At 41.8% G+C, this 21635-nt stretch carries 18 protein-coding genes; 12 read left to right on the plus strand and 6 right to left on the minus strand.

What is annotated here, in order from left to right:
* Positions 1-648: 648 nt before the first annotated feature.
* A complete protein-coding gene (locus L6494_RS11695; protein WP_237994989.1) occupies positions 649-1680 on the plus strand; it encodes a dihydroorotate dehydrogenase-like protein in 1032 nt (343 codons plus the stop codon).
* Here L6494_RS11695 and L6494_RS11700 read toward each other — a convergent pair.
* Entirely contained in the window at positions 1664-1849 is a 186-nt protein-coding gene (locus L6494_RS11700; RefSeq protein WP_237994993.1) for a hypothetical protein, read from the minus strand. The genes L6494_RS11695 and L6494_RS11700 overlap by 17 nt on opposite strands.
* Before the next feature lie 80 nt (positions 1850-1929).
* On the opposite strand from L6494_RS11700, the gene L6494_RS11705 reads away from it, so the two are divergent.
* Positions 1930-3030 carry an ATP-dependent 6-phosphofructokinase gene (locus tag L6494_RS11705; RefSeq protein WP_237994996.1) on the plus strand — a complete coding sequence of 367 codons (1101 nt, stop codon included), beginning with the start codon at positions 1930-1932 and terminating at the stop codon, positions 3028-3030.
* Between the two features lie 34 nt (positions 3031-3064).
* Here the strand turns inward: L6494_RS11705 and L6494_RS11710 are convergent, their stop codons facing one another.
* The 3 genes from L6494_RS11710 to L6494_RS11720 are packed head-to-tail and all read right to left on the minus strand — an operon-like array spanning position 3065 to position 6831.
* Positions 3065-4387, minus strand: a complete 1323-nt coding sequence (locus L6494_RS11710; RefSeq protein ID WP_237994998.1) for an O-antigen ligase domain-containing protein — start codon at positions 4385-4387, stop codon at positions 3065-3067.
* A 33-nt stretch (positions 4388-4420) separates the two neighbouring features.
* Positions 4421-5815: a GumC family protein gene (locus L6494_RS11715; protein WP_237995000.1), complete on the minus strand. Its 1395-nt coding sequence runs from the start codon at positions 5813-5815 to the stop codon at positions 4421-4423.
* Entirely contained in the window at positions 5812-6831 is a 1020-nt protein-coding gene (locus L6494_RS11720) for a polysaccharide biosynthesis/export family protein (protein WP_237995002.1), read from the minus strand. The genes L6494_RS11715 and L6494_RS11720 overlap by 4 nt, the downstream gene beginning before the upstream one ends.
* 400 nt (positions 6832-7231) lie before the next feature.
* On the opposite strand from L6494_RS11720, the gene L6494_RS11725 reads away from it, so the two are divergent.
* The 10 genes from L6494_RS11725 to L6494_RS11770 all read left to right on the plus strand — a co-directional run bounded on the left by L6494_RS11725 (position 7232) and on the right by L6494_RS11770 (position 15271).
* Positions 7232-8299 (plus strand): polysaccharide pyruvyl transferase family protein, encoded by a 1068-nt coding sequence (locus L6494_RS11725; protein ID WP_237995004.1) that lies wholly within the window; start codon positions 7232-7234, stop codon positions 8297-8299.
* A gap of 54 nt (positions 8300-8353) precedes the next feature.
* Positions 8354-8761 (plus strand): glycosyltransferase, encoded by a 408-nt coding sequence (locus L6494_RS11730; protein WP_237995007.1) that lies wholly within the window; start codon positions 8354-8356, stop codon positions 8759-8761.
* Positions 8758-10035, plus strand: a complete 1278-nt coding sequence (locus tag L6494_RS11735; protein ID WP_237995009.1) for a lipopolysaccharide biosynthesis protein — start codon at positions 8758-8760, stop codon at positions 10033-10035. Before L6494_RS11730 ends, L6494_RS11735 begins: the two co-directional genes overlap by 4 nt.
* A gap of 99 nt (positions 10036-10134) precedes the next feature.
* Entirely contained in the window at positions 10135-11115 is a 981-nt protein-coding gene (locus L6494_RS11740; RefSeq protein ID WP_237995011.1) for a glycosyltransferase family 2 protein, read from the plus strand.
* A 30-nt stretch (positions 11116-11145) separates the two neighbouring features.
* Positions 11146-12174, plus strand: coding sequence for a glycosyltransferase family 2 protein (locus L6494_RS11745; RefSeq protein ID WP_237995013.1), 1029 nt, complete (start codon positions 11146-11148; stop codon positions 12172-12174).
* Between the two features lie 138 nt (positions 12175-12312).
* Positions 12313-12765, plus strand: a complete 453-nt coding sequence (gene pssD / locus L6494_RS11750) for a PssD/Cps14F family polysaccharide biosynthesis glycosyltransferase (protein ID WP_237995015.1) — start codon at positions 12313-12315, stop codon at positions 12763-12765.
* Between the two features lie 239 nt (positions 12766-13004).
* Entirely contained in the window at positions 13005-13409 is a 405-nt protein-coding gene (locus tag L6494_RS11755) for a glycosyltransferase (protein ID WP_237995017.1), read from the plus strand.
* Positions 13410-13411: 2 nt separating this feature from the next.
* The gene (locus tag L6494_RS11760; RefSeq protein WP_237995019.1) at positions 13412-14413 is read left to right on the plus strand and encodes a sugar transferase; all 1002 of its coding nucleotides are present in this window, start codon (positions 13412-13414) and stop codon (positions 14411-14413) included.
* A 6-nt stretch (positions 14414-14419) separates the two neighbouring features.
* Positions 14420-14890, plus strand: coding sequence for an ATP-binding protein (locus tag L6494_RS11765; RefSeq protein ID WP_237995021.1), 471 nt, complete (start codon positions 14420-14422; stop codon positions 14888-14890).
* 33 nt (positions 14891-14923) lie between these two features.
* Positions 14924-15271, plus strand: coding sequence for an STAS domain-containing protein (locus L6494_RS11770; protein WP_237995023.1), 348 nt, complete (start codon positions 14924-14926; stop codon positions 15269-15271).
* Between the two features lie 258 nt (positions 15272-15529).
* Here L6494_RS11770 and L6494_RS11775 read toward each other — a convergent pair whose 3' ends face one another.
* Both L6494_RS11775 and L6494_RS11780 read right to left on the minus strand, forming a co-directional pair.
* The gene (locus L6494_RS11775; RefSeq protein WP_237995025.1) at positions 15530-16708 is read right to left on the minus strand and encodes a PP2C family protein-serine/threonine phosphatase; all 1179 of its coding nucleotides are present in this window, start codon (positions 16706-16708) and stop codon (positions 15530-15532) included.
* A gap of 178 nt (positions 16709-16886) precedes the next feature.
* Positions 16887-20849, minus strand: coding sequence for a response regulator (locus L6494_RS11780; protein ID WP_237995026.1), 3963 nt, complete (start codon positions 20847-20849; stop codon positions 16887-16889).
* Between the last annotated feature and the right edge of the window lie 786 nt (positions 20850-21635).

The following is a 21635-nucleotide window of genomic DNA, read 5'->3' on the forward strand; positions in this document are numbered from 1 at the left end:
GCATCGCTTTTTCGATGAACCCAATAACGATATTGGATTCTCATCAGCTAACTTCTACAACTTTTTGACTACAAAAATTACTTCTTTGTAAACAAAATCTTGTTCTAGGCATAACAAGACATAGATGTTTACTGAAGTATATTTGTAACCAGTGTGAGTATAAAGCAAGCTATTGAGGTAATCCAATTAATGCTGGCGTTTTCTACACTTTTAAATTTATGTCAAAAATTTGAGGAACTTGTGAGGAAATGGCTTACAGGAGAAATTTTTTTTGGCGATAAAATCTCTAATTATTTCTCTGTGCCTTAGTGTCTCTGTGGTTGAAAAGCTCTTGATTTCACCACAGAAACCCTAAGGCACAGAGAGTAGAGCGGGAAATATTCTCCTCACAACTTCCTCAAATTTTCCTCTTAACTTCAAAAATGAATGTCTCTAGGCTGTAGTCCCCAAATTTCTGAGGACAAAACGATGAACAAGAGAAACTTTGCAACTATAGATGGTAATGAGGCTGTGGCTCAAGTTGTCTATCGATGGCTAAATGTATCAAGTTGTGAGGGTGTAGAAGTTTAGAGTTTTGCAACCTACACCATACATTCGTTAACTTGATTGAGATGTTAATTTTATAACATAACCAGGAAATATATCAACATGGACTTAACAACTAGTTATATGGGGATGAAGCTGCGATCGCCACTCGTGCCGTCAGCATCTCCCCTGACGGGCGAAATTGATAGTATTGTGTGGATGGAAGATGCTGGTGCAGGTGCGATCGTACTTCCTTCGCTGTTTGAAGAACAGTTAAGCATGGAAAGTCACGAACTGCATCATCATCTGACCTATGGGACAGAAAGTTTTGCTGAGTCTTTAAGCTATTTCCCCGAACCTGAAAACTTTCGTCTTGGGCCTGACGAATATCTAGAGTTGATTTATAAAACCAAAGAAAAGGTAAAAATTCCCATTATCGCCAGCCTCAACGGTTCTTCACTAGATGGCTGGACTGACTACGCCAGAATGATTGAACAAGCTGGTGCGGCAGCGTTGGAATTGAATATTTACACTGTACATACTGATCCACAACTGACAAGCGAACAGATAGAGCAGAGCTATATCAATATGTTAAAGGTAGTTAAAGCTGCCGTATCCATTCCTGTAGCTGTTAAGCTCAGTCCTTATTTTACCAATATGGCAAACATGGCCAAGCGTTTCGATGATGCCGGGGCTGATGCTTTGGTATTATTTAACCGCTTTTACCAGCCAGATATCAACCTAGAAACCCTAGAGGTAAAGCCTCATGTACTCTTAAGCACCCCCCAAGCCATGCGTTTACCTCTGCGCTGGATTGCCATTCTTTATGGTCGGATCAATGCTAACTTAGCTGCTACCAGTGGTATTCATACTGCCCATGATGTTATCAAGATGCTCATGGCTGGGGCAAACATCACCATGCTGTGTTCTGTTTTATTACGGCATGGTATCAACCATATTCGGTGTATAGAAGAAGAAATGCGCGAATGGATGGAAAAACACGAATACGAATCTTTACAACAGCTTCAAGGTAGCATGAGCCAGAAAAACTGTCCTAACCCCAGTGCCTTTGAACGCGCTCAATATATGCGAGCTTTGCAAACCTATAAACCAGAATGGGGCAGAATTTACGAGCCGTCTAATTATCATGGATAGGGGATAGGGGACTGGGGGTGTAGGGGTGTAGGGGTGTAGGGGTGTAGGGGTGTAGGGGTGTAGGGGTGTAGGGGTGTAGGGGTGTAGGGGTGTAGGGGTGTAGGGGTGTAGGGGTGTAGGGGTGTAGGGGTGTAGGGGTGTAGGAGAGACAAGGGAGACAGCAAGTCATATCCAATGCCCAATCCCCTAATTACGAATTACGAATTACGTTAGCAGAGCGGGGCGTTAGCCCATTACGAATTATTTACTATGCGTAAACGAATTGGCATTCTAACTAGCGGCGGTGACTGTCCGGGATTGAATTGTGTGATTCGCGCAGTTGTCAGTCATGCGACACTTACTTATGATTGGGAAGTGTTAGGTATTCCCTATGCGACCAAAGGGTTGCTTGAGCGTCAAACGATCGCACTTAATATGCACGGTTGGGATTTGCGGGGTATTGACCCATTACTGAATATGGGTGGCACAATTTTAGGCACAATTAATAAAGGCGATACCTTAGCTCATATAGATGAGATGCTTGCCAGTTATGAGGCGTTGGCTTTGGATGCGCTGATTGCCATTGGTGGTGATGGAAGTTTAAGTATTATTAATGAACTTGCTACCCAAGGTAATTGGAATTTAGTTGCTATCCCCAAAACTATTGATAATGATGTCGCCCTCACAGAACGAGCCATTGGGTTTGATACTGCTGTAAATACAATTGTTGATGCGATCAATCGTCTAACTTTCACAGCCGCTAGTCACGATCGCGTGATGATTGTGGAAGTTATGGGACGCACAGCCGGACATTTAGCACTCCACTCTGGCATAGCTGGCGGTGCAGACGTGATTTTAATCCCGGAACTAGCATACACAATTAAGGGATTATGTCAACATATAGCAGAATTGCGCGATCGCTGGCAACGTAAATTTGCGATCGTTGTAGTCGCCGAAGGAGCAAAGTTGTGTATGGAAGATATGTCCAACACCACAAACTCTTCCCCCGCTCCCAACTCCCCAATCCTTACTCTCCCCCCTCCCAAATGCGGCAAAGGTCAATACATCGCCGAACAGATTGCTCTTTGTAGCGGCAATCTTATAGATACTAGAGTTTCTGTTTTAGGGCATATTCAGCGTGGTGGTATACCATCGGCACTTGATCGATTAACAGCCACCGTTTTCGGTAAAGCAGCCGTTGATTTAGTCGCTAAAGGTCAATTTGGTCAAATGCTAGCTTGGCAACATGGGGAAGTTGTTGCTGTTCCCATTCAAGAAGCTGTAGCGCAAAGTCCCTTACACGTAGATCCCGATGGTTACTTAGTACAAAGTGCGCGTTCTTTGGGCATTTATGTTGGCGAAAAAACCTAAACGGTTTGTAGTAAGGACTTTAGTCCTGATTTTTCTAAGGACTAAAGTCCTTACTACCAACTTGCTTATACCTTGCTTCCCCCTTTTCTTGAGAACCAATGCCCATAACTATTAGTCCTTGCCAGTATAGATAGACTAAAATCTCTAAATTCTCCCCAAAAGTATAGAGAAATAGAATCATCAAAATACTCAAGCCAACTTTAGCGGCGGGACGGTTGGGATCTAAAGACTTAATTAACAAATCAACGAAACTGAAAGCCATTGGTACAGCTATGGCGATAAACCCGACAATGCCCTTAACAAACAATACACCTGCCCAAGTATGGTGAGAACCAATAGGCATATATTCTACTAGGTGAGGCCCGGCTTCAACTATGCCATGTCCCCAAATTGGAGCTTCAGTATGCCAACGATAAACCGCAATCCGTTTTAAAGCCATACGTACCCGTGTTGAACCCGCCCTTGCAGCCTTAAAACCATCCCAAAAATTATTAAAAGCTAAAATAATCGATGGCGAGAAAATCCCCCCCAGGTAACTAGTGATTCCTAGTCCAATTAAGATCATTGGGCGAGCCAGTCCAGATAAAACCGTTGTCAGCAAGGGAATCGCCACAATACAAACTTGAGCCATGCGAGACTTACAAACGAAGCACATGATTATAGATCCGATTAAGCCAAACCACCGCCATCTTTTATTTTTTTCTTGCAAGGCCAACATAAAATTAACATTGCCGACAAAACCTAAAGCTGGCCCCCAAGGGGTAAATAGCCGCCAACGCAAATCACCTGTACTACCATCAATTTCATAGAGAGGGACATCAAAAAATTCATTACCCGGCCCTCCTACTGCTTTTAATGGTGAGACATATAAGATTTGGGGCAAGTGCAGCATGGGAGTTAACAATAAAAAAGGGGTAATTATTAACGTATGAAAACCAACAACACAAACAGCCCGATAAATAATTTGTGGGCGAATTTTTAAACAACCCGCCAAGGGATAAAGAGCCAATGCAGCCCAACCTTTAGCCCAACCAATGGAAGACTTAATAATTAAACTAGTTGGCAGATTGTAGTCCATATGTCCAGCAACCAAGGCTACTTCCATCGCCAACATCCCAGCAATCCACACCCAGATAGACAAGGGAATAGAAATTTTCTCCTCTGGTGGGGTGTCTTTTGTCTGTGCCAGGATTTTAATTAAGAGAAATAGTAGCAGCACCCAACACAAAACAGACCCCACAACATATAGTCCACCAAAAACCCAAATAAAGTAGGTGTTAGCGATCGCCCACCATACCACTTTTTCCGGTACATTCTCCGGCTGAATATCATGTTCTAACTTAAAAAATTTTTTCATTACTCCCTGTCACCTGTCACCTGTTCCCTATCCTCAAGACAACCAATTAGCAAGCTTATCTATCCAAGGTTTACGAATCCACAATATTAAAAGACCGAGGGTAGAAAAAACTGAACCAGCGGCCGCCCCAGCGAAAATCAAGCCCTTTTTAGGAGTTGTGGGGTCTTTTGGTAAACTAGGCTGCATTGCCATCTGTATCAAAGGATAGGCCGAAAAAATATCTCCTTGGCCTAAATCTAATTTGGTTAGTGTGGAAGCAAAGACAGCTTCGGCAATCTGTTGATCTCGCTTCAAATTTTCTAAGATAGATTGCCGTTGAGATAGACTATCTAAACGCCTCTCTAGGCGAGCAATTTCGGAGTCCAAAGCTTTAATCTGAGCTAGGAGTCCCTTTTGATCAGATTGGTAAACTATTAAACTTTGGAATAATGTATCCCTGCCAGACCCATTCACTGCTAAAGTTAAACGGATTAGTGTGTTTGGAGTCAGTTGTTTACGTGTAAGGAATTTACTGCGGTCTAAAAGAGCAATCCAAGCAGCCTCACGACGTTTACTTTCCTTAATAACTTGGGGATGGTTATCACCATACTTAGTCATTAAAACTTCTAAGCTTGTTGTCGCTTCACTGTAGTCCTTGAGGTTTTTTTGAAAGATTTGGTCTGCATGGAGCAAAAACCCATCGGCTGCTTCTTGGGGAGTCAGTCCTAAATCTTGGATCAGCTGCTGCATTCTTTTGCTGGTAAGTTGCTCTTGGGCTGTAGCCTCTGCACGTTGTCGGCGCAACTGCTCAATATTAGAAGAGAGATTACCCACTTGATCAGGAAAACTCAAGCCAGAGCGTACTTTGTATTCCGACAGCCGTGTTTGAGATTCTTCGAGTTTCTTTTGAGTGGAAAGCAAGATTTTTTGCGTAGGTTGACCACGCTGACTGATTTCCTCAGCCCGTAAAGCATTGATGCGATCTACCATTGCTTGATAGAGAGCCAAAGATTTAATGCGTGCATCCTCTGGACTTTTACCTGTCATCTCAAACAACATCATGGTAGTGTTGTCTAACAGTTTGATCCGGGGCTTGAATGACTCATCTGGCATTTTAGCGATCGCAGCTGCTGCCTTTAATACTGGCTCACTGGTAAAAATATATTCATAATTAGCTCTAGGATCGAAAGTAGAACTACCCAACCCAGAAGCACTAAAGGAAGAAGCCTGACCAATTTCTGGTAGGTTAACATTCACACCAAAACTAGCCCCGGTTAAAATCAGCGCAAACTCACTAGTGTAGGTTGGTTTCGTCACTTTTAAATACTGGATTGTTGACCCCCAGATCAGAACATTACCCAACACACTCAGCACCCCATAACGCAACCATCGGGCTTTTACAATACCGATAATGATTGCTAGGGGAAAAATCAAGCGTCGTTCTGTCATCTGAATATATTTCGTAGAATTGAGAGAGGGTTAAGAATGGTTTGGATCACGTCCCGAAATTCCACTACTTTGGAGTCATAACAGACGACAATATCATTGCCCATTAAAAAGGGATTATTAGCATCATTATTTTTCGTATCCATAAGCAGTCTGTTGACACTCCGCTCTATGTAAGTAGTTTTCCCTGTTAATTGTTCAGTTCTCGCCAGTACGGCTTTACGTGCTGCATTAGTTCCCCGTGTTCCTCCTGCACAGTTAGCCGCAGCCACCGCATGAGAAAAACGCGCACCATAAGCAAAAGATACGCCATCAGGAGGAGGATTACTAGGATCTGGTTCAGTCACATTCGAGAGGAAGACTTTCACCCCAATGGGGGTAATTGGTGAAGGACGGACTAACTCATTGTGCATCTTGCCAGAATCGGGGATGATAATGCGATCGCCTGCAATGAGTGGGATATCTGCAAAGGGTTCACCGGTTAAAATTCCAGACAAATCTACTATCCGGGTTTCTCTATCGCGGATCAATTGAATGCGTTTAATATCAGCATTAGGTTTAACTCCACCAGCATCGCGGATAGCCACCGCCAAGTAACGGTTAGGGGGATATTGTCCCGCCACTGCTACCGGGGGTTGGGTTCTATCACCTGGAGAGAGTTCATTAATAAATACCCGTCCCGGTAAAAATGTCGCCCCACTGACAAAGACTTCCACTGAAGCCCACTGCACCACCCTCACGTTTACTTGCAAAAACGAGGGTTGGAAGAAAGCCCCATGAATCAAAGCTGTAGTGAGATTTTCCTCAACTTGCTTTGGTTCTAACCCCACCACAGGTAAAGGAGATAAATAGGGAATCTCCAAATCTCCCTCTAAATTGACCTCAAAAATGCCACTAAACTCCTCCCCTTCAGGAATGATCACCTTAACGCGATCGCCAGGAGATAGAGGTAAAGCAAAACTGGGTGTTGTCCAACTCAAAATTATGAATATGGCATGGAAAATTATATGTTTGAACATTGACCCTGAAAATATTTAAGTATTAATTGCATAACGTTACAAAAAGCTTCTTTTTATCTAGTTAAAATTACAGTTCTTCAATGATGCTATTAACCTATACGAAATGTAAAAAATATAAACCGTATGAATTCAAAATCAGAATACCCTTTTAATCTATTTAACTAACTAATAAACCCTGCATTTTGCTTGTAAACAGTGGAAATGCTGACTAAATACCAACAGTAATTATTGCCTATCAGTGATTTTACTCTTGCATTATTTAAGGCGTTTTTAAGTGATAAGCGAGAAAATATTTATACTATCAATTCGGATAAAGACAAAAAGCTTTGTATAAGGATATTATACCAGTCATCAAAATTAGACACTGGTAACTGATAACCGATAACTGATAACTGATTTAATGGGACTCACGATTGGTCTAGTAAATACCTATTCAACTTTAAATATTGGTGATGCAGCAATTTACAGTGCCTTAACTGCCCTAGCAGATGATGCTCAAGTTGTAGCTAAATTCCAAGACTTAGAACCAGAGGACATTCCAGGTTTACAGCTTGTCCCTGAAATGAGACAGTGTGACGGCTATATTAGCGTAGGCGGCGATATATTCAACAATGCCCGCGAAAGTTTAATTACCAAAGCCTTCATTCGTAATTTACTGCAATTACAGCGATCGCCCCAAAAAACATTTTTATTTGGACAATCAATCCCGCGATCGTGTCATGGCCTAAGTTTTCAGGCCTTAGCGTTTTGCTTACGTCGCTTGGCTGCGGTTTGCGTCCGAGATGCCCAAAGCCATCAACGCTTAACCCAAGCTGGAGTATCAGCAATTCTATCCTTTGATGTCGCCTTCACCCTCTCAGTTAGTGAAACAGCCAAACAAACAGCCAGAGAAATCCTTCAAACATTAGAAATCGAACCAGAAACAGCCGCCTTAATTTCCCTCCGCGCCTTTGACTCAATGTACAGCCATGACAATCAAAAATTTCAACATCAATTAATTACCCTCAGCCGCAACTGCCAAAAACAAGGATATCAACCCGTATTACTAATTCAATCTAAAGCCTACGGAGCAGATAACGACCTAGCAGTAGCAGAACAAATCGCCCAACAAGTACCAGGACTCAAAATTTTCAACCCCTTTGGAGTAACCAATACAATACCCACATGGCAACTAGTCATGGGTGCATTAGCGATTAGTCGCCTAATAGTCGCCATACGTTATCACACAGCAGTATTAGCCCTAGCAAGCGGCAGAACGCCCTTTAACTTGTACTATTCCAACAAAGGCAAAGACCTAACCCAACGCTTAGACATTCCTGGGTGCAACCTCAAAGACTTTAACCCCGATAACTGTATGGATGCGATCGCCGCCACAGCCACCACCACCTTCAACCATCAAACAATTCGCCAACAAGTCCAACAAGACTTCCACCAATGCTATAACCAAGCACTCAAAAACTCAAAATAACTCCTCATTCTCCCTCTCTGCGCCTCTGCGTGAACCAATCCCCCCCCCACCAAAATGAAACCAAAAATTTCCCACCTCATAGGCGGTCAAGGAATGGGCTTGACCAAAAACCGATTACTACCGCCTGAAAAAATCGCCCTAATTCAGTCCTCCAGAATTGTAGATAATTTCTTAGCTGTTCCCCCCAAACCCAGGCTTATAGATCAACCATTCATCATCGGTGTATATGGAAGATTCTGCTTTCAAAAAGGCTTTGATATCTTAATCGATGCCGTCAATCAACTATCTAATCGACTTATACCACCAAGAAATCCAGTAGCACTAGCGAAAGCAATTCAGGAATTAGTTGATTTACCTGCTGCTGAATTAGCCCAGATGGGAGAACAGGGAAAAGCTTCTGCTATCAATGCTTGGGATAGTTACATATCTAACTGGCAACAGCTACTAGAGGCGGTGACATGAAAGCGATCGCCAAAACTTTAGCAGTCTTCAAACAAGACCGCTTCGTGCGTAATATTGGCTGGATGGGGGCTTCCGAGTTAGTTATTCGGGTATTTCGCCTGTTTACTACAGTCATTCTGGCGCGGTTTCTCAGTGCGGAAGATTATGGACTCGCCGCAATTGTTCTGACTACTTACGAATTTATTCGCGTGTTTACCCGTAATGGGATTGCAGACAAAATAGTCCAAGCCGATGCTAGCGAGGTAGAAGAGTTATGTCGTACCGCCTTCGGGTTGAATTGGGTAATTGCTGGGGTGTTATTTATCGTGCAGTGTTTAGCATCATTAGCGATCGCACAATTTTACGGTAACTCAAATTTAATTTTACCCATTTGTCTGATTGCGATTACATATCTGATTTATCCCCTAGCAATGGTGCAAACAGCCTTAATCAGAAGGGAAAACCGCCTGAATATTTTGGCTTTGATTAGTTCTGTGCAAGTATCTACAGACAACGTTTTAACGGCGATTTTTGCCCTTTCTGGCTGGGGAATGTGGGCGATTATTCTGCCTAAGTTTTTAGTAGCCCCCATCTGGATTATTCTCACCTTTAAATATCATCCCTGGCGCATGACTCAATCTGTCACCTTCGCTAAATGGCGACAGATTACATCTTTCGCTAGTCGCATCCTTGGTGTCGAATTACTCACCATTTTTAGAGAAAACATAGATTATCTGTTAATTGGTCGTTTCCTTGGTTTAGAAGCTTTAGGTGTTTATTATTTTGCATTTAATGCCGGATTAGGCATGAGTTTAAGTGTAATAAATGCTATACGGCTTTCGTTATTCTCCGACCTGTGCAACCTCAACTCTCAGCCCGTGTTATTCGCCCAACGTTATCTGCAAAGTCTGCGGAAAATCGCGTTTATGATTGTGCCTTTAGTCGTGTTGCAATCGAGTTTAGCACCTTTCTACATTCCCCTAATATTTGGGCAGAAATGGGTAGAAAGAGGTGCTGTACCCATTTTAATGCTGATTTGTTGTTCAGCCCTATCCCGTCCCTTTGCTGATGCAGCTTCGTTAATGTTCCGCGCCTTTGGTCAGACACAAATTGAATTGCGTTGGAATCTGATGTTTACGGTGTGTTTGGCTACGGGGATTTGGGTAGGGACACAATGGGGGATTTTAGGAGCTGCGATCGCAGTTATGGCAACCCATTTAATTCTCCAACCAATTTACACTATTTGGGCAACTCAGCACACTTTCAATAGTTCAAAGTTCAAAGCTCAAACTTAGGTTAAAAAGGTGGATTGAGGGGTGAATTTTAAACGCAGAGGGGCGCAAAGGTAAGCGCAGAGGTACGCGGAGAAGTTTCTGATTTGAGGAGGGGAAGGGATGATAATTAGTAAGCCAATGGTATCGGTGATTATACCTGCTTATAATGCGGCTGAGTTTTTAGGGGCGGCGATCGCTTCTGTACAAAAACAGACTTTCTCTGATTGGGAGTTATTGATTATTAATGATGGATCTACGGATGACAGTGTGGCAATTATCGGAGAATATCAAACTATAGATGACCGTATTCATCTAATCAATCAACTCAATCAGGGTGTTTCTACTGCCCGCAATCTGGGAGTAGAAAAAAGTCGAGGTCAATTCCTGGCTTTTCTCGATGCAGATGATCAGTGGCTACCAAACAAGCTCTACCAACACCTGAAGCATTTTCAATCTCATCCCCAGTTAGGGGTAAGCTTTTCTCAGGTGGAAATCCTTAATCAAGCGGGTGAACCAACCGGACAGGTTTCTAGTTCCCGTTTAAGTAATTTAAAACCAGAATACTTTCTTTCAGAAAACCCCACTACGACAACTTCTAATTGGGTAGTGCGTCGGGAAGTCTTTCATCAGGTGGGAGGCTTTTGTAAAGACATGAGTTTTTCTGAGGATTTGGAATGGTTGCTGAGAGTTAGTTGTACTGATTGGGAAGTTGCAGGTATTGACGAGGTTTTGACTCGGTATCGTACTAGTTCTGGTGGGCTTTCATCTAATTTATATCACATGGAAGCAGGTTGGAATCAACTTGTGGACAGGGCGAGAGTTTATGCACCTGCGTTAGTTGAGCGTCATTTTGCTTTGGCTCAGGCTGTGCATTTGCGTTATCTGGCTCGGCGGGCTTTTCGTCTGGGAGTACCTGCTGATGTGGGGGTTGATTTTATGACTCGCGCTTTGCGTTCTGATTGGCGGTTGTTGGTTTATGAGCCTCGGCGGAGTTTTTTAACTCTGGTGGCTGTGTTGGGGGTGTGGTTGATGGAGGGGATTTTTGCACGCAGTAGACGCTTTGCGGCTTCCCGCAGGGTGGCGCGGAGGCGCAGAGAGTAAGAGTTGAGAAGAGTTAATTACGAATTAGTTATGAAAGTATCTGTAATTATTCCGGTTTATAATTCTGCGGGTTCTGTGGCTGAAACTTTGCGATCGGTTTTGGCGCAGACATTTAAGGATTTTGAAATTATTATTGTTGATGATGGTTGCACAGATAAGAGTATTGAGATTTGTCAGCAATTTGATGATGGGCGGATACAATTTGTTCATCAACGGAATCGGGGCTTGGCTGGGGCGAGAAATACCGGGATTCGTCACGCACAAGGGGAATATTTGGCTTTTGTTGATAGTGATGATTTATGGCTACCGGAGAAGTTAGCGAAGCACGTTGATCATTTTGAACGTTCATCTACGGTGGGTGTGAGTTTTTCTCGTTCTAGTTTTATTGATGATCAGGGTCAACCTCTGGGAATTTATCAAATGCCTAAGTTGACTGATATTACACCAGAATATTTGTTCTGTCGTAATCCTATCAGTAATGGTTCTTCGGTGGTTATTCGCAGAGATGTTTTGCGAGAGATTAAGTTTCAGGAGAATCTCTATGGTGAAGTGGAAGACTTTTACTTTGACGATCGCTTCCGTCAATCTGAAGATATTGAATGCTGGCTCAGGATTGCTCTGCAAACTAACTGGAAAATCGAAGGTATAGCGGAAGCTTTGACTCTTTATCGGGTGAATATGGGGGGTTTATCAGCCAATATTATCAAGCAATATGAATCTTGGGAGCAGATTCTGGTGAAAACTCAGGTCTATAATCCTGAATTTGTGGAAAAATGGGGTAATAAGGCTAGAGCCTATCAACTACGGTATTTAGCCAGGAGAGCAACCAGACAGCGATCGCCTAAAATTGCTGTCAGTCTATTACACCAAGCTTTGAAAATACACTGGCGGATTCTTTTAGAAGAACCTCGCCGCACATTAATCTCTTGTGGTGCTGCATATTTACTCTGGATTTTACCCCAATCTGCTTACCAGTGGTTAGAAAAATTGATGATGCAAATCACTGGTACAAGTCAAAAACGACGTATCCAGCATGAACAAGTTAAGAGTGCTGAGTAATGAGTGATGAGTAATGAGTGATGAGTAATGAGTAATGAGTAATGAGTAATGAGTAATGAGTGATGAGTGATGAGTAAATATTCAGTCTGTAGATTATTCCTCTAGACTTTTGACTAATAAATAATGGCCAAATCAACTATGAAAGTATTATTAGTTTGCTCTTCCGGTGGACATTTTAAAGGTCTTCAACAATTGCGTTCTTTTTGGGAAAATTATGATCGAGTTTGGGTGAGTTTTAATACAGCAACTACACAAGCTGCTCTGAATGAGGAAACGGTTTACTGGGCTTATAGTCCTACTAACCGCAATTTTCCTAATTTGCTGAGAAATTTATACTTAGCTTTTAAAGTCATTCGAGAAACTAAACCCGATCTAATTGTCTCTACGGGGGCTGGTGTGGCTGTTCCCTTTTTGATTATGGGGAAACTCTTTGGTAGTCAGACAGTATTTATCGAATCTGTAACCCGGATTCATACTTTGAGTTTATCCGCCAGACTAGTTTTACCTTTTCTCAGTCTTCTATATGTGCAGTGGCCACAACTACAAGCCCGTTATCCTCAAGCTGAACTCATCAGTCCCCAAGAGAGTTAATCAATTCGTAATTCGTAATTCGTAATTCAAGCATCCTCTTACACCCCCCTACACCCCTACACCCCTACATCCCTACACCCCCTACACCCCTACACCCCTACATCCCTACACCCCCTACACCCCTACACCCCTACACCCCTATGATTTTAGTCACTGTTGGCACAGAACAATACCCCTTTAATCGCCTCATGCACTGGATTGAGGTGTTATTACAAACTGAATTAATTTAAGAGGAAATTGTGGTTCAGTATGGGAACTCGACGATTTTACCGGCTGGTGCTAGGGTTTATCGTTTCCTCAAGGAAGAGAAGTTTCAAGACTTGATTCACAAAGCCCGAATTGTGATTGCACACTGTGGGGAAGGAACTTTACTGCTGTTGGATTCCCTGGATAAGCCTTATATTTTGGTTTCTCGCAGTCAGCAGTTTCAAGAACACGTTGATGATCATCAAGTAGAACTAGCTTTAGCATTATCCCAAATCAATGTTCCTGTTGCTTGGTCTCCTGGTGATTTGGTGCGATTTATTGATAACCCCAGACAAGTATCGGTTTCTGATGTGTCTCAGGCTTCAGCGATCGCACTTTGCAATAGTTTAGAAGACAGATTTGGTCAAACTTTCAATCAATTACAGGTAGGTGTATAACAATGGTAGTTTCTAATTCCAAGGCAAAATTAACTCTAGTTACTACTCGCTTAAACAGCATTCTATTAGTACAGATGCCACCCCGATTAACTGTCCTAGAGGCGGTTGCTTTCCGGGAGATGTTTAAAAGTTTTTTGGAAGACTCTACTATCAACAAAATTATCTTAGATTTTGGACAAACCACAATTATTGATAGTAGTGGTGTTGGTTCAATGATTACTAACCTCAAATTAGCACAGACTAAAAAGGTGGAATTAGTTCTGTGGAGTGTGAATGAGCAAGTTAAATTAGCCTTTGGCTTGGTAGGGTTGGATAAAATATTGAACATTGAAACCAATACACAAGCAACTATCCCCACTCTCAACCGCAAGACAGACAAGCGTCCACCCGTAACCCATCCTTCGGTGCGATCGCCTGTCAAGCGTGCAGTTGATATTGTGGGTGCAATGATTGGGTTGGGTGTGACAGCCGTGTTATTTGTGCCGATTGCGATCGCTATTAAACTTGATAGTCCTGGGCCTATACTATTTAGCCAAACTCGCTGCGGTTGGATGGGACGGCGGTTTCGCATTTGGAAGTTTCGCTCAATGGTAACGAATGCAGAAGCCCTCAAAGCTACTATTGCTAACCAAGCTTCTGGTGCTTTCTTCAAGAATGATAATGACCCCAGAATTACCCGTGTAGGACGCTTTCTTCGCAAAACAAGCCTTGATGAATTTCCCCAATTTTGGAATATTCTCACCGGAGATATGAGTTTAATTGGTACTCGTCCCCCAACTCCCGATGAGTTAGAACATTACGAGATTGAAAATTGGCAAAGGCTAGATGTTAGACCTGGACTCAGTGGCGAATGGCAAGTTAATGGTCGCTCAAAAATTCGTGATTTTGAGGATGTAATTAAACTAGATTTACGCTATCAAGATAATTGGAGCTTGCTTTATGATTTCAAACTAATTTTGAAAACAATAATTGTTGTCTTCAACAAAGATTCAGGGGCAGTATAAACATTAATGAAAATAGATGTATTGATCCATAATTCTAGACTACAAGTTGCCAGTAACCTTGACGCAATGGCAACAATTGTAGAATGGTTTGAGCAATTCAACCACACACCAGTAACTTATCAATTGTGGCTAGAAGCCCAAACTGCTGTAATTGAAGGTTTTACCAATGTGGTACGCCATGCCCATAGCCATCTAAGTCCTGAAACCCCTGTGGATTTGACCGTAAAAATATCTCAGGAATTTTTTGAGATTTGCATTTGGGATCAAGGCGATATTTTTGATTTCGAGCTGGCTTTAGAAAATTTCCATCAAGAAGTTAGCGATCGCACATTTAACCCCTTAGACCATGAAGCTCATTGGGGGTGTATCTTCTTACTAAAGCTTAGAAAAGAATATGAATGGATCATTAGTTATACTCGTGAATCTGGAGACATAAATTGTCTATTGCTGAAGAAAAAGCTAGTTATTAATCATTAGTCAAGAGACAGGGGAAAATAGCAAGGATAGAGTATGGATTACAAATTACAATTCAAAGTGATTCAGCCTCGTGGAATTTTTAATGGAAGAAAAGGTAAAAAACTTTATCAAGAAGTGATAGAGATTATTCAATCAGGTATAAATACAGTTCTGATTGATTTCAAAGAAATTACCTTTATGGATAGTTCTGGATTTGGAACTCTGCTTTTGACACTGAAAACAGTTCGACAAAAAGAGGGAAGACTGGTTTTTTCTTCACTCAATGATCAAATTAGGATGATTCTAGACCTTAGTGACACAGCAAGGGTTTTTGAAGTATTTCCCGATCAGGCATCTTTTACCCAGACATTAGCTCAAAAACAAGAGGTGATAGGTAAGTAGTAGTCCATCAAATTTGAATTGAGGGATAAGAAAGTTTGTAGTAAGGACTTTAGTCCTGATTTTTCTAGGACTTACGCAATTGGCATATTTTTTACGTAGGGTGTGTGACGCTGCGAAAGTATTTAAACGTAGTGATAAGACTTACAGCGTCACGCACCAACTATCGATCGTGACACTTGCGTAAGTCCTGTTTTCTAAGGACTAAAGTCCTTACTACGAAACGTCAAATGCTTATATTAAATATTTATAACTAGTAAATTAGCTAAATTTAATTTCTATTAAAGAACAGTCATCTGTAAAAGATTGGATATTGGTATAAGTTTTTAGATATTCTAAAATTGATTCTAAATCCAATTTTAATGATTGATTATATAAGTTCAAAAAATTAATAAATCCTTCCAAATCCCACATAGTACCATTAGACTTTTCTACTTCATAAACTCCATCACTAAAAACATAGAGTTTACTATCTGGTTGAATATCACATACAGCATTGTGATATTCTGCTTCTGCAAAAGCTCCAATGGGGAGACTGCGGGTACATAATTGTTTAACTTCTAAACCAGAGTCAGTGGATGGAGAAAACAGTAAAGCTGGAGGATGTCCAGCACTAGCGTAGGTTAGTTGATGCGAACTGCGGTTAAAAACTCCATACCAAATTGTAAAATATTGAGCATTGTGTTTATCCATTTGAAATATCTCATTCAAATCTTCGAGAACTTCAGATGGTTGAGTGAGTCTGGCTTTAGGGAGAGAATGCGATCGCAATAAATTATGCACGGAAATTGAAGGTAGAGCCGCAGCTAATCCATGTCCAGAAACATCAAGAAGATAGATAACTAAATGCTCATCATCTAGCCAGTAATAATCAAAACAATCACCACCCAATTGACGAGATGGTAAAAACCTAGAGTTAATGGTGACGAGTCCCGACATCGGTGCAGGAAGAATAGATGTTACATAATCAGCAGCTTCTTTTAGCTCTATTTCTAAAAGATGCTTTTGGACTTTTAAATCTTTGGCTAATCTCTGGAGTTCTCGATTGGCTTGATATAGTCTAAGTCCGGCTCGCACCCGTGCTTTTAATTCACTCATCTCGATAGGTTTACTTAAGAAATCATCCGCACCTGTATCTAAACCTTCTACTCTGTCTTCTACAGATGTTCTAGAAGTAAGTAAGATGAAAAAGGTAGTTGCTAGAAATGATTGAGATTTAATTTCTCGGCACACTTCTAAACCATCCATTTCATCCATTTGCCAATCACAAATAATGATCGCCGGATAATATTTATGAGCTTTTTCTAAGCCTTGTATACCACTAGACGCAAGAATCACTTCATATCCTTGCTCTTCTAGTGTTCCTTTGATAATGAGTTGGATAATACGATCATCATCAATTACTAAAATTTTAACTTTGGAATCAGGTATTTCAGCCATTTTTTATATTGGGCATTGATTGGGAATTGGAAGGTAGACAAGGAAAAATGACGATTACTTATTCCTGGATTTCTCACTCACTACTCACTACTCACTACTCATTACTCACTACTCACTACTCACTACTCAGCACTCACTACTCACTACTCACTACTCAGCACTCAGCACTCATTACTCCCTACTCTTCCAAAAGTCGTTGGAGAGCGTTGATAACATTGTTATATTCGCTTTCTAGCTGATCAACCAGCCTAGATAATTGCTCTAAAGTTTGTTCATTGGCTGTAGTTTCCAAAGTCGCACAGATTTTCCCTAGGTTAAGTGCGCCCAGACTAACACTAGGCGATCGCAAAGCGTGAGCTGCTTTTTTGAGTTTGTCTCGTTCTCCAGAAGCTAAGGCTTGCTGAATCGTCTGGATTTGAACTGGAGTATCTTCGAGGTAAATCTGGATTAGTTCAGCAATCAGGACATTGGCTTCATTACCAGCCATTTTGCGTAAACCTTCCATAGTCTTTTGGTCGATTACTTGAGGAATGGGGACTGGTAACTGGTGACTGGTGACTGGTGACTGGTGACTGGTGACTAGCGAATCATGCTCTCTTGCCTCCCCTGCTCCCCTGCTTCCCTGCTCCCCTACCTCCCCTGCCTCCCCTGCCTCCCCTGCTCCCCCGCTCCCCTGCTCCCCCGCTCCCCTGCTCCTCTGCTCATTACCAAATTGTTTCAGGACTGCTTCCAGTGCTTCAATACTAATCGGCTTACTCACATATTCATCCATACCCGCCATTAAACATTGCTGGCGATCCTCTGGGCGAGCATGGGCTGTCATCGCAATAATCCAAGGTTGCGCCGTAGGGGAGAAGTCTGTGCGAATCCGTTGCGTTGTTTCCCATCCATCCATTTCTGGCATTTGGATGTCCATAAACACAACATCATAGAGTTGTCTTTGTAAAGCTTCTAAGGCTTCACAGCCATTATTAGCTATATCTGCCCAATAACCTAACCGTTGCAGCATTTTGATGGCAATTTTTTGATTGACTAACACATCCTCAACTAGCAGAATTTTCAACGGTAAACTTTGGGCTAGCTGGGTATCAATGGCTGGGCGATTTGTTGTCGGCAATCGGGAATAAGAGGGAATAATGGCTTTGGGATCTACCTTCTTAACCCAGCTACCGCGAACAATTTGTAAGAGCGTATGATGTAATTGATATTGCCGAATAGGTTTATGCAGAAAGGCTGTAAAGTCTGCTGTTATCTGCTTGACTTCTAAGGTTTGCTTGCCTTTAGAACTTAACATTACTAAAGGTAATTCTCGATGTCTGGGTATAGCACGGATCTTAGCTGTCAGGTTGAGGTGGTTAAAGTTTGGTTCATCAATATCTAAGATAGCCAGATCATAGGGTTTTTGTTCCCACAAACAATTTAGGGTAGTAGCATTCGACTCGACAACTTGGACAGATAAGCCCAATGTTTGCAGTTGTAAGGTTAAGCATTTTCTCAAGTTGGCGTTATTTACTGCTAGTAGTAATCGCTTACCAACCAGTTCTGAATCGACACTGCAAGAATTATCAATATGAGAGGTTTGCACTGGCAAAATGGTTGTGAAATAGAAGCTAGAACCTTTGTTTACTTGACTTTCTACCCACATTCTGCCACCCATGATTTCGCACAGACGCTTACTGATAGCTAACCCCAAACCAGTACCACCATAACGCCGAGTCATGGAAGCATCTACTTGGCTGAAGGGCTTGAACAGTCGATGTAGGCGATCGCCTGGAATGCCAATACCTGTATCTTTAACGGCAAATTTTAACTCGTATTTATGCGGTACTAACTGCCGAGCGGCGATCGCCACGACAATTTCCCCATCACTGGTAAATTTGACGGCATTACTAAGTAAATTCCAGAGAATCTGACGCAGGCGAGTAATATCACCAATAATCAGAGTCGGTGTGTCTGATGACAGTTGGTACATCAATTCAATCCCTTTGGAGGCGGCTTGAGGTGCTAACAAATCCAAGGCTTCTTCTACACAGGTGCGTAAGTCAAAGGGTTGTGCTTCTAACTCTAAATGACCAGATTCAATTTTAGAAAAGTCGAGAATATCATTGATGATTGTTAACAAGGCGTTACCACTGTTACGGATAGTTTCTACACAATCGAGTTGCTCAGGGTTCAAGGAAGTATCTAAGAGTAGTCCTGTCATGCCGATAATTGCATTCATGGGGGTACGGATTTCATGACTCATTGTGGCGAGGAAGTTACTTTTAGCCATGTTTGCAGTCTCTGCTGTGTGCTTGGCAAGGTTCAACTCTTCATTCTGCTGTGCCAACAACTGGGCTTGACGCTTTTCCTGAGATAGTAACTGGGCTTGGTTGAGAGCAATACCCATTTGATCTGCTAGGTGTTTGAGTAGATCCAATTCCCAATTAGTCCATTGTCTGGGGCGATCGCATTGATGCACAATCAATAAGCCCCACAAATCTGCCCGGATCAAAATTGGGACGACTAAATTGGCTTTGACTTGAAATTGCTGTAAAAATTCTACATGACAAGCTTGAAATCCTGCTTGCTCTATATCGGGAATGACAGTTATCCGTCCAGCACGATAAAAGTCAAGATATCCCTGGCTCAGACAAGGATCATTAATATCCTGATCTAGAGTCACCGACCATCCTGGAACTACAGCCTCTTGCACAACTTTACCAGAACCATCAGGATTGACTTGGAAAATCAGGACGCGATCGGCCTGTAAAATCCGTTGGACTTCTTTTACTGTTGTCTGGAGAATTTTTTCTAGTTTTAAAGACTGACGAATTTCTTCAGTAATTTGTTTCAACAGTAATGCTCTTTGGTATTCCTGCTGGAGTTCTACTTCGGCTTTTTTGCGTTCGCTAATATCTAAATGCGTTCCCGCCATTCTCACGGCTTTTCCTTGGGAATCGCGGCTAACTAATTTACCTCGATCTAGAATCCACTTCCATTCTCCAGATTTAGCCAGTAACCGGATTTCCGCCTCATATACAGGAGTTTCACCCTTGAGATGAGCTTTTAACTTTTGTTGCATTTGGGGTAGATCCTCTGGATGGATTAACCCATTTCTCAGTTTAATATGTTTGTCTAGTTCATTTGGGGTGTAGCCTAACATTGTGAACCAGCGTGGACTACGATAAACTTCTCCAGTGACTAGATTCCAATCCCAGATGCCCTCATCTACAGCTTCTAAGGCTAGCTTTAACCGTTCTTCACTTAATTTCAGGGCATTTTCAGATTTTTTTCTGTCGGTAATATCCCGATATTTCCATAGATGACCATACAATTTTTGCTCAACCATGATGGGTATATAGTCCTGTTCTAAGGTGCGCCCATCTAGCATCTGCCATTCTTGATTCAGAACTATTTTGCGTTGACTAACGACCTCATCTAAGTACCATATCAATTCCTCTGGTTTAGCAAATAGTTTTTGGCTGGCTGGAGCTAATTTTTGACAATCCATACCCTGTAAAGCCTCTGGAGCAAAGGGAAGGGCAAACTGATGACAAAATTCCTGATTTGCCAGAATAATATGTCTGGTGTCATCTTCCAATAGAATACCAACGTGTAAACTTTCAATCAGCCTGCTCAAAAGTACGACTGTGGCGTGTGATTCTGCCTGTTGAGATTTTAGTTGGGCGGTGAGTTTTTGGGCATCTGCAAGGGCGGTATTCTGAGTTTGCAAGAGAAATAAATTATCTACCACCGAGTCGTAGAGAGGAAAATCATTGAGACTCAGGTCTAACTTTTTTAGATGGGCAATATCAGTAACGTTAGGAGAGCCAAGAAATAAGAGATGATCGGATGCTTCTAGATATAGCATCTGTCCTTTAAGCTGCATTTCCTTGTAATGGGATTGCAGCAGAAACAGCGATCGCGATCGCTGTATAATCGCTGCAAAGTTCGCTGGACAGTTGGGGCGATGAATCTGAAAATGTTCTTCCAGGGAACTATCAAGCAGTACCACAGGTTCAAGAATGCGCTGAAGCACTCCACCCACCTGCACAATCTTCATTTCTCGATCTATTACCAGATGGAAGGGAAACAATGCTGCAAATTGTTCAGGTGCAAAACTGAATTGTTTTAATTCATTATTCTGAGCAGTGGTCATAGCATTGAAACTAAATTGTAAATAACTTTATCTAAGTCAGTATTAATACGAACGCAAAATTTAATATTTTTAAGTTCAACGTTGATCTTGAACGCTAAATACAGTATTTCTAATGAATTGTTGTCAACCATTTTTTGACTGTTTCATTATTTAAACCGTATATATATTTAAGAGTGAAGTGTAAATTTTAGTAAATACATAAGTATTTAAAAACGTTATCTTATCCATCCATGAGGGACATATAGTTAACTAATTGATTTATCTACAATTACTATCTTGTACTATAAAAATCAAATGTCAATTTCATAACGACGTGTAAACAGCAGCAGTTATTAACAATGAACAATGATCACGCTTTCTTGTCCTGATAACTCGTTGAAGCGTAACAGTATAGTTCACGAAATTCTCGGCGATAATTGTGCAACAGTCTCTAGTTTTGGGGAATAATATCTTTACAATCGTCAGACAGACAGATGTGACATTAGCTGTCAGTAACCCAGCCCTAAAGGGACTGGGCTTGTAAGAGTAATCAAGCAAGCTGTACTGACCAGACCACTTGGTTAAACGAGTAGCCGTTATTTGAGTTACGACACCCTGGAATGCGTAGCTAGTTCCCTGCTCTGTCGCTTGTGATTAAACAGTTCTAAGGTCACTGGAACAGTGTTGCAAGCCTAACAAGCTCTTATAACTGGTCGTTCGCGCAGCGTCTCCCCTTGGGAGAAGCTAACATTACCCCAGAAATGGGAGGCTCTTTAGAGCAAAACATTATGCGTACAGAGTTGGAAA

The sequence above is a fragment of the Nostoc sp. UHCC 0870 genome (assembly GCF_022063185.1).
In the GTDB taxonomy this organism is placed as follows: Bacteria; Cyanobacteriota; Cyanobacteriia; order Cyanobacteriales; family Nostocaceae; genus Trichormus.